Raw genomic sequence first — 9,827 nt, 5'->3', positions numbered from 1 at the left:
GTACTCGTAGCTTTTTTTTTTTTTTGTGGTGGTTTATTTTAATCGGTCTTGCTTGTTTCTTTTTTAGATCTCTGGGGGGGGGGGGGCCGCCCCGCCCCCCCCACCCCTTCAGCCGTATGGGCTCATGGCAGGTTCCCGGCCGGCGTGGGCCGATAGGCTCGCGGAGGAGACGGTGAAGGCGAGGGGCTGGCGTGATGAAGTTGGGGCGATCTCGGGCCGGTCTCGCGGGGGCGTTGGTCTCGACGTTCGTGGCGCTCGCCGCGTGTGCCACGCCGGGGCGCGGGTCCCCGCCCGCCGAGGTCGCCGTCGTGCCGACGGCTCCCCGCACGGCCGCCACGTCGCAGGCGCCCGCCGCCTCTCCATCGCCGACCCCCACCCCCTCGCCGACCCCCTCGGGCAGGGTCCTCGGGCCGGGCGAGGGCGCGGTCACGGTGCTGACCTTGCGCGGGTACGCCGAGTACGGCGGCAGCGATCCCACGTTCGACTGGGTGGGGCCGTTCGAGGAGAAGACGGGCTGCCGGGTGAACCTCCGCTTCCCCCAGACCAGCGACCAGATCGACAAGCTGCTCGCCCAGACCTCCTACGACGTCGTGTCCGCGCCTCCGGAGGTGGGGGGACGGCTGATCGCCGAAGGGAAGGTCGCCCCCCTCACCACCTCGCTCGTGCCTCACTACGACGACCTCCCCGAGTGGCTGCGGTCCCAGCGCTCCGTCGTGGGCGGCGACCACGTGTACGGCGTCCCGTACGTGTGGGGGTCGTACGTCACCCTCTACGACAGCGCGAGGGCGCGCCCGGCCAGGGGGGACGCGCTCTACGCGAACCGTGGCCCCGTCATGCTCAGGGACAGCCCGCTCTCGATCGCCGACGCGGCCCTCGCGCTGAAGAAGCGGCGGCCCGCCCTGGGCGTCAAGGATCCGTTCGAGCTCACCCCGGCCCAGCTCGACGCGGCGGTCGCCCTCATCGGCGAGCGGCACGGCCACGAGCGTTCGTACTGGAAGGATCCGATCGACGCGCTGCAGGGCTTCGCCGGGGCGTCCGTGCGGCTCGGGCGCGCGCTGCCGTACCAGCTCGACGTCCTGCGCCGGGCCGGACGGCCGGTGAAGGCGGTGGGCGGCGAACCCACGACCGGCTGGGTGGACTCCTGGATGCTCTCCACGCAGGCGGCCGCGCCGAACTGCGCCTACAGGTGGCTCGACTGGATCAGCTCGCCCGAGGCGCAGCAGCAGGCGGCCGTGTGGACCGGCCTCGCCCCCGCCAACCCCTCGGCGTGCGGCTACCGGGGCGACGTCTCCCAGAAGTACGTCCACGCCGAACGGGCCAGGAGGGTGTGCGACGCCTACCGGGTGAAGGACCGGGCGTGGACCGAGAAGATCAGCTTCGCCGTCCGTCCGGTGAGGGACTGCGGAGGCCGGGACGGGGAATGCACCGACTACGCCGAGTGGGCCACGAGGTGGCAGCAGCTCGTGCGCTAGCCGGGTGATCTTCAACCGGGCGTGAGATGCCCTGGGAGCACCCGTCCCCCGCTGGGTGGTGCCTGCCAGTTGCTGCCCCCCCAGCTCAGGAGCGTCCCCTTCTGCCTCACCGGCCTGCCAAGGGCCCGTCGCCGATCCGAAGCCTCGGCGGTCGTCGGCCATCGTTCTCGCCAGGCGAAGGTGGGCCTCGCAACGGATTCCGTGGAGGAAGACCGGTTTTCCAGCGCTCCCATATTGAATGGTCGACCAGTCAATTGGTACGGTCGCTGCATGCGTATCCTGCTTGTAGGCGCCGGTGGCGTCGGTTCCGCCGTGGTCCCGATCGCCGCCCGCCGAGACTTCTTCGAACACATCGTCGTCGCCGACTATGACCGCTCACGTGCCGAGGCCGTGGTCTCCAAACAGGTCACGCTCCAGGCCGCGTCCGGGCAGGGTGACGCGCGGTTCAGCGCCATCGGCCTCGACGCCTCCGACCAGGGCGCGGTGGAGGCGGCACTCCGCGAGCACGACTGCGACGTCCTCTTCAACGCCGTGGACCCCCGGTTCGACATGCCCCTGTTCCGCGCCGCGCTGAACGCGGGCGCGCACTACCTCGACATGGCGATGTCCCTGTCCACGCCGCACCCCTCCCGGCCGTACGAGCTGACGGGCGTCAAGCTCGGCGACGAGCAGTTCGCGATGTCGCCCGAGTGGCGGGCCAAGGGGCGGGTCGCCCTGGTCGGCATGGGGGTCGAGCCCGGCCTCGCCGACGTCTTCGCCAGGTACGCGGCCGACCACCTCTTCGAGACCATCGACGAGGTCGGCATCCGCGACGGGGCGAACCTGGTGGTCGAGGGCCCGGACGGGGAGGAGTCCTTCGCGCCCACGTTCTCGATCTGGACCACCATCGAGGAGTGCCTCAACCCGCCCGTCGTCTGGGAGGACGGCGACTGGCACACCACCGAGCCGTTCAGCGAGCCGGAGGTCTTCGACTTCCCCGAGGGCATCGGCCCGGTGGAGTGCGTCAACGTCGAGCACGAGGAGGTGCTGCTGGTCCCGCGCTGGGTGAACGCCCGGCGGGTGACGTTCAAGTACGGCCTCGGAGAGGAGTTCATCGACGTCCTCAGGACGCTCCACAAGCTCGGCCTCGACTCCACCGACCCCGTGAAGGTCAAGGGCATGGAGGTCTCGCCGCGCGACGTCGTGGCCGCCTCCCTCCCCGACCCGGCGACGCTCGGCGGGCGCATGCGCGGCAAGACCTGCGCCGGCACGTGGATCAAGGGCACCGGCAAGGACGGCCGGCCGCGCGAGGTCTACCTGTACCACGTGGTCGACAACGAGTGGTCGATGCGCGAGTACGACTCGCAGGCCGTCGTGTGGCAGACGGCGGTCCATCCCGTCGTCGCCCTGGAACTGCTCGCGCGCGGGGCCTGGAAGGGCGAGGGCGTGCTCGGCCCCGAGGCCTTCGACCCCGTGCCGTTCCTCGACCTGCTGAACGAGTACGGCTCGCCCTGGGGCATGCGCGAGCAGTGACCCCGGTCGACCGGCACGGCGGCGACCCGCCTGGATGAGGTGGGTCGCCCGCCGGTGCCCTGCTCAGGGGAGCGTGGCTCTCCTGGCCGAGGGTTTGTGCCTGGGCGCGGGGGTCGCGGGGAGCAGCGCCTCGGCGCACTCCTCGCAGGCCATGACGGGGGCGTCGTCGGGAAGTCTGCCGACACGGACCCGAGGTCGAGGCCATTTCTTGTGACAGACCACGCAGGCGTCCCCGTCGCGCTGCGGGCCGGTGAGATCTTCAGGGTCGAACGTCAGGTTGAGCCGTGCCGCTCCGGTCGGATCCCAGCTCATCACGCTCCTGTTGATGATCGAGTGTCTCGTACCCGAACCGTTATAGCCCCATTACCGCCTGTGATCGACTAGGCCGATGTCAAGGACGGGTTAAATCGCCGGCATCGGGCGCGCCGTATAACAACAAAAGGGGCACCCAGCAGCAAGCCGGGTGCCCCTTTTGTGATGCTCCTAAACGGACGAGATGGCCTTCTCCAGGATGGACAGGCCCTCTTCCAGCAGGTTGTCGGGGATGGAGAGCGGCGGCAGGAAGCGCAGCACGTTGCCGTAGGTGCCCGCCGTCAGCACGACCAGCCCCTCCGCGTGGCACCGCTTGACGATCTCTCCGGTGAGCGCCGCGTCCGGCTCCTTGGAGCCGGGCACGACCAGCTCGATCGCGATCATCGCGCCGCGTCCCCGGACGTCGCCGATGACGTCGAAGCGCTCGGCGAGCGCCCGGAGCCGGGGCAGCATGAGGTCCCCGATCTCCCTGGCCCGCTCGACGAGGTTGTCGGCCTCGATGGTGTCGAGCACGGCCAGCGCGGCCTCGCAGGCCAGCGGGTTGCCGCCGTAGGTGCCGCCGAGGCCGCCGACGTGGACGGCGTCGAGCAGTTCGGCCCTGCCGGTCACGGCCGCGAGGGGCAGGCCTCCCGCGATGCCCTTGGCCGTGCAGATGATGTCGGGCACGATGCCCTCGTCCTCGCAGGCGAACAGCCGGCCCGTACGGGCGAAACCGGTCTGCACCTCGTCCGCGATGAAGACGATGCCGTTGGCCCTCGCGTACTCCACCATGGCGGGCAGGAAGCCGCGGGCAGGCTCGATGAAGCCGCCCTCGCCCTGGATCGGCTCGATCACGATGGCCGCGACGTTCTCCGCGCCGATCTGCTTGTTGATCATGTCGATGGCCTGCGCCGCGGCCTCCTCGGCGCAGTTCTCGGGCCCGGTCGGCCACCGGAAGGGGTACGCCATGGGCATCCGGTACACCTCGGGGGCGTACGGGCCGAAGCGGTGCTTGTACGGCATGTTCTTCGCCGTCAGGGTCATGGTCAGCAGCGTGCGGCCGTGGTAGCCGTGGTCGAACACCACGACGGCCTGGCGGCCGGTCGCGTGCCTGGCCACCTTGACGGCGTTCTCCACGGCCTCCGCGCCCGAGTTGACCAGGAACGAGCGCTTCTCGTGGTCACCGGGGGTGAGCCGGTTGAGCTTCTCGCAGACCTCGACGTACGACTCGTACGGCGTGACCATGAAACAGGTGTGGGTGAAGTCGGCGACCTGCCGCTGGACCCGCTCGACCACGCGCGGCGCGGCGTTGCCCACGGTGGTCACCGCGATGCCGGAGCCGAAGTCGATGAGCGAGTTGCCGTCCGCGTCCACGACCACGCCGCCGCCCGCGTGGGTCACGAAGACCGGCAGCGTGGTGCCGATGCCCGGCGGGACGGCCGACAGCTTGCGCGCGAACATCTCCCGCGACTTCGGGCCGGGGATCTCGGTGACCAGGCGGCGCTCCTGCGGAAGCGAGGGACCGCCTCGCGTGATGGGCTGGTGCCCGGCTGCGCCCGGCTGCTCGTGTACGTCACGGTCGATGCTCATGTCTGCGACGCTACGGCCACCGCGCCCGGGTGCCGACCTGGCGACATGGCACAATATGGCCATCCTGCTTGTCCAGGATGTACAAGTAACGACTGTTCTGGGGGCTGGAATGGCTCCGACCTTACGGCGTGTGGTGGCCCTGGCGCCGCTGCGCCTGCGGGTGCGCGCCGGGGAGGGCGCGATGGACCGGCCGGTGCGCTGGGTGGCCGTCAGTGAGCTTGAGGATCCCACGCCCTTCCTGGAGGGCGACGAGCTGGTGCTGACCACAGGGATGCGGCTCGGAGCGCGGGACGCCCGGCCGTACATCTCCCGGCTCGTCGCCCGGGGGGTGGCCGGGCTCGGGTTCGGCGTCGGGCTCGGGCACGACAGCGTGCCGCCCGAGTTCACCGAGGCCGCGGCCGGCGCCGGGCTCCCCCTGGTCGAGGTGCCCAGGGAGACGCCGTTCATCGCGATCGGCAAGGCCGTCAGCGAGCTGCTCGCCGCCGAGCGGTACGACGAGCTCAGCAACGCCTTCGCCGCGCAGGGCCGGCTGACGCGCGCCGCGCTCCAGGCCGATGGCATGGGAGCGGTGGTCGAGCGGCTGGCCAGGGAGATCCACGGCTGGGCCGTGCTGCTGGACGAGGCGGGAACGCTGATCCACGCGGCGGGCGCCGGGGCCGTCGAGGGCACCCACCTGGCCGGGCGGGAGCTCGGCCGGCTCCGGGCCACAGGCTCGCCCGCCAGCCTCGCGCTTTCCGGGCCGTACGAGCACGTCATCGTGCAGCCGCTGGGGGACCAGCGGCGCATCAGGGGCTTCTTCGCCGTCGGGTCGGACCGGCCGTTCTCGCCCGTCGGGCACACGGTCGTCAACACCGCGAACTCGCTGCTCACCCTCTCCCTCGAACAGGGCAGGGACCAGCTCGCCGCCGTGCGGCGGGTGCGTTCCGCGGTGCTGCGCCTGCTGCTGGCCGGGGACCGGCAGGCCGCCGAGGGGATCCTTGACGCGGTCGGCGGCGAGCTGCCCGCCGGGCCCGTCGTGGTGCTGGCCTGCGAGCCACGCGACGCCGAGGCGCTCCAGGACACGCTGCCGGGCTTCACGGCTCCCTGGGGAACGCGCGTGGTCGTCCTGGCCGCGTTGGAGGAGGCCGATCGCCTCGCCGAGATGGCCGCCGGGGCAGGGCGGGCGGGGGTGAGCGGGCCGGTCGAGCTGTCGGAGCTGGCCACCGGCCTCGACCAGGCCGAGCGTGCCCTCGCCTCGGCCGCTCCGGTCATGCGGTTCGCCGACCTCGCCGGTCAGGGGCTGCTGTCGCTGGTCGATCCGGCCGCGCTGTCGGCCTTCTCCACCTCGCTGCTCGCCCCGCTCAGGGAGTACGGCTCGCGCGCCGATCTGGTGGAGTCACTGCGGGCGTACCTCGCGTGCAACGGCCACTGGGACGCCGCCGCGCAGCGGCTCGGCATCCACCGGCACACCCTTCGCTACCGCATGCGGCGGGTAGGCGAACTGCTCGGACGCGACCTGGACGACCCGGCCTCACGTGCCGAGCTGTGGATGGCCCTGTCGGTGAGCGGCGCCACCGGCCCGCAGGGCCGCTAGAAGTTCACCGGGATGGAGTCCTTGCTCACCAGGTAACGGCTGATGGCGGCCAGGGTGACGGACAAGTAGACGCCGTCGTCCCTGAGATGGCCGGCGCGTTCGAGGCTGACGGCGCCCTGGGCCGCCGCCCACAGGCAGTCGGCGATCTTGCGGGGCTGGGTGGGCACCAGGTAGCCGGCGGAGATGCAGTCGGCGATGGCCCGGTCGAGGACGTTGACCGCGGCCCTCGCCAGCGTGCGTGCCCGCTCGCTCGGCTCGAAGCCCGGGATCGCCTTCTCGAACATCACGCTGTAGTAGCCGGGCTCGGCCAGGCAGGCCTCGCGGTACGCCGGGCCGAGGGAGGTGAGGTACTCCAGGGGGTCGGGGTGGCGGGGAACCGCCGCGAGCCTGCGCCGGAAGCGCTCGAAGCCCTCCAGGTACAGCGCCTCGGCCAGACCTTCCTTGTTGCCGAACGTGGTGTACACGACCGTGGTCGAGCAGCCCGCCTCGGCGGCGATGCGCCGCACGGTGAGGCTGTCGGGACCGTCGGTGAGGAGCAGGTCTCCCGCCACGTTGATGAGACGGGCGCGCAGTTCGTCCTGGGAGGTCTGGCTCCCCAACGCGTACGCCCCTTGGAGGCCAAGCGGCGCCGGCGAACCCATGAGCTACCTAGCCCCTTCTCCCCAAAGGATCCCACGCGGACCCGCATGGTGACTTAACCACGTGCGGAGTCCTTCAAACCGTCATGCGACAGAAAAAATCCTGAAATTGCGGCATGTCCGTTATGGAAAGGGGAAAATACGTTCCTTATGCGGAATGTAGCGGTCGGGGCCGCCGCTTGTCCGTACTGGAGTAGCGCCCCCGGCGACCTGGTGGCATACGGTCGGGGACATGGACGTACGCCCCTTCTGGCTCTCCGGTTCGCCCGCCACGGGCGACGCCGAGCTCACGGTGACCAACCCCCATGACGGCCGGGTCGTCGGCATCGCCTCCGTGCCGTCCCCCGATCAGGTGGAGCAGGCCGTGGCGGCCGCGCACGCGGTGCGCAAGGAGGCCGCCGCCCTGCCGATCCACGTGCGCGCGGAGGCGCTGGCCCACGTCTCGCGGCGACTGTCCGAGCGCGCCGAGGAGATCGCCCGGCTGATCAGCGCGGAGAACGGCAAGCCGATCTTCTGGGCGCGCGGCGAGGTCGGCCGCGCGGTCGCGACCTTCCGCTTCGCCGCCGAGGAGACCAGGCGCTTCAGCGGCGACGTCCAGCGGCTCGACACCGAGGCCCCCGCCGAGGGTCGCCTCGCCTACCTGTCGCGCCAGCCTTACGGGCCGGTGCTGGCCGTCACGCCCTTCAACTTCCCGCTCAACCTGGTGGCACACAAGGTCGCCCCGGCCATCGCGGTCGGCGCGCCGGTGATCGTCAAGCCCGCCCCCGCGACCCCGCTCTCGTCGCTGCTGCTCGGCGAGATCCTCGCCGAGACGGCCCTCCCCGCGGGCATGTTCTCAGTGCTGCCGGTGCCGAACGACCGCGCGGGCGCGCTGGTCGAGGACCCGCGTCTGCCGGTCGTGTCGTTCACCGGCTCCGGGCCCGTCGGGTACGCCATCAAGGACCAGGTGCCACGCAAGCACGTCACCCTGGAGCTCGGCGGCAACGCCGCCGCGGTCGTGCTCGCCGACGCCGACCTCGACTGGGCGGCCACGCGCATCGCGCTGTTCTCCAACTACCAGGCCGGTCAGAGCTGCATCGCCGTCCAGCGGGTGATCGTCGAGGAGTCCGTCGTCGAGGCGTTCACCTCCAAGCTCGTCGCCGCCGTCGAGAGCCTTGTCGTCGGCGACCCGGCCGACGACAAGACGCAGGTCGGGCCGCTGGTGTCGGTCGACGCCGCCGAGCGCGTGGAGCGGTGGGTGGCCGAGGCCGTGGCCGGCGGGGCCCGGTTGCTCGCCGGAGGCGGCAGGGACGGCGCCACCGTCGCGCCCACCGTGCTCGCGGAGGTGCCCGGCGACGCCAAGGTCATCCGCGAGGAGGTGTTCGGCCCGGTGCTGGTCATCCAGCCGGTCTCCTCGGTGGACGAGGCGTTCGCCGCCGTCAACGACTCCAAGTACGGACTGCAGGCCGGCGTGTTCACGCGCGACCTCGGCATCGCCTTCCGCGCCGGCAAGGAACTGGAGGTCGGCGGGGTCATCATCGGCGACGTGCCGTCGTACCGCGCCGACCAGATGCCCTACGGCGGCGTCAAGGAGTCGGGCATCGGCCGCGAGGGCCTGCGCTCGGCCATGGAGGACTTCACCTACGAGAAGGTCATGGTCCTCACCGGCCTGACCCTTTAGGAGGCCGTGGTCCCGGCCGGCCGTGTCTTGGCCGGCCGGGCCGGGTCACGCGCGCTGGGCGAGGTCGAACAGCCGCCTGGCCTGGTCGCCGAAGTAGGGGCCGTACATCGTGCCGTCGTCGTCGCTGTACTTGAAGCTGCTGACCGACGTCACGACCCCCTGGCCGGTCTCGGGATCGAAGGAGCTCAGCCACGGGCCGCCGCTCGACCCGGCCGTGAGGTCGCACCTCATGCCCTGGTCGCGGGTCTGGCCGTGCGGGTCGTGGTGGAGGTCGCCCGCGCAGTAGATCAGGTGCCTCCCGTCGTAGGGCGGGTCCGCGGGGAAGCCGAACCCGAAGGCGCGCCCGCCACGCGGCACACCGAACCCGATCTCCTGGCCGCCGACCGCCTCGTTCAGGTGGAGCCCGCCTGAGGGGTTGACCGCGATCATGCCCACGTCGTAGCTGTCGTCGCCGCTCTCTGACCAGGGCTCGGGGACGAGCATCCGCCGGGCCGTGAACACCCCGTACGGCTGCCGCCCCGGCTCGTAGGCCGGCACGAAGGTCCAGTTCTCGGCCCAGGGGCCCGAGCCGTCCTTAGCGCAGTGCCCGGCGGTGACGACGACGTCCAGGTTGCGGCTCCTGACAGAGCTCGCCGAGCAGACGTAGTCGAGGCCGCGCAGCGTGAGGAACACCCGGCCGGTGGTGCGTCTCACCGCGCCTCCGGCGGCCCATCGCGCGCCGCTGATGTTCACGCCGGGGGCGCTCGCGCCCGAGGCGGAGGAGGCCGGGACCGCCGAGGGCCGCCGGACGCCGGACGCCAGCTCGCCGATCTTCGCGACGGCGCTCGGCACCCCGGCGGGCAGCGCCCGCGCCATGCGCCGGGCGGTCCAGTAGCCGAGCACCCGGCGCTGCTCGGCCCCGCTGCGGGCGGCCACGTGCTGGACGACGCCGGTCGACGCGAGAGACGACGCGAGCGACGAGGTGAGCGAGGTGAGTGACAGGGGAGACGGAGTCGCGTTCCTCGTGACGGCGTGGCCGGCTCCGCTGGGCAGCGTCTTCTCCGCGTCGTCCAGGCAGGAGGAGATGTGAATCTTCCATCCCTGCGGGGGCA

At 71.5% G+C, this 9,827-nt stretch carries 8 protein-coding genes; 4 read left to right on the top strand and 4 right to left on the bottom strand.

Going from position 1 to position 9,827, the window contains the following annotated elements:
* Positions 1–194 precede the first annotated feature (194 nt).
* Both AB0B89_RS31895 and AB0B89_RS31890 read left to right on the top strand, forming a co-directional pair.
* Positions 195–1,472: an extracellular solute-binding protein gene (locus AB0B89_RS31895; RefSeq protein WP_358560202.1), complete on the top strand. Its 1,278-nt coding sequence runs from the start codon at positions 195–197 to the stop codon at positions 1,470–1,472.
* Between the two features lie 270 nt (positions 1,473–1,742).
* Positions 1,743–2,984 carry a saccharopine dehydrogenase C-terminal domain-containing protein gene (locus tag AB0B89_RS31890; RefSeq protein ID WP_358560200.1) on the top strand — a complete coding sequence of 414 codons (1,242 nt, stop codon included), beginning with the start codon at positions 1,743–1,745 and terminating at the stop codon, positions 2,982–2,984.
* Between the two features lie 63 nt (positions 2,985–3,047).
* Here the strand turns inward: AB0B89_RS31890 and AB0B89_RS31885 are convergent, their stop codons facing one another.
* Together AB0B89_RS31885 and gabT are read right to left on the bottom strand one after the other, a co-directional pair.
* Positions 3,048–3,296, bottom strand: coding sequence for a hypothetical protein (locus AB0B89_RS31885; RefSeq protein ID WP_358560198.1), 249 nt, complete (start codon positions 3,294–3,296; stop codon positions 3,048–3,050).
* Positions 3,297–3,467: 171 nt separating this feature from the next.
* A complete protein-coding gene (gabT, locus tag AB0B89_RS31880) occupies positions 3,468–4,865 on the bottom strand; it encodes a 4-aminobutyrate--2-oxoglutarate transaminase (RefSeq protein WP_358560196.1) in 1,398 nt (465 codons plus the stop codon).
* Positions 4,866–4,995: 130 nt separating this feature from the next.
* On the opposite strand from gabT, the gene AB0B89_RS31875 reads away from it, so the two are divergent.
* A complete protein-coding gene (locus AB0B89_RS31875; RefSeq protein WP_358560194.1) occupies positions 4,996–6,438 on the top strand; it encodes a PucR family transcriptional regulator in 1,443 nt (480 codons plus the stop codon).
* Here the strand turns inward: AB0B89_RS31875 and AB0B89_RS31870 are convergent.
* On the bottom strand, positions 6,435–7,037 hold the full coding sequence (locus AB0B89_RS31870) for a TetR/AcrR family transcriptional regulator (RefSeq protein ID WP_358560192.1): 603 nt from the start codon (positions 7,035–7,037) through the stop codon (positions 6,435–6,437). The two genes, AB0B89_RS31875 and AB0B89_RS31870, sit on opposite strands and share 4 nt — an antisense overlap.
* A gap of 271 nt (positions 7,038–7,308) precedes the next feature.
* Between AB0B89_RS31870 and AB0B89_RS31865 the strand changes: the two genes are divergently transcribed.
* On the top strand, positions 7,309–8,736 hold the full coding sequence (locus AB0B89_RS31865; RefSeq protein ID WP_358560190.1) for an aldehyde dehydrogenase family protein: 1,428 nt from the start codon (positions 7,309–7,311) through the stop codon (positions 8,734–8,736).
* A 45-nt stretch (positions 8,737–8,781) separates the two neighbouring features.
* Here AB0B89_RS31865 and AB0B89_RS31860 read toward each other — a convergent pair.
* On the bottom strand, positions 8,782–9,827 hold a 1,046-nt coding region (locus tag AB0B89_RS31860), incomplete at its 5' end, for a serine protease (RefSeq protein WP_358560188.1).

It is taken from the genome of Sphaerisporangium sp. NPDC049002, assembly GCF_040649355.1.
Lineage (GTDB): Bacteria > Actinomycetota > Actinomycetes > Streptosporangiales > Streptosporangiaceae > Sphaerisporangium.
This window is presented reverse-complemented; position numbering and strand designations above follow the sequence as displayed.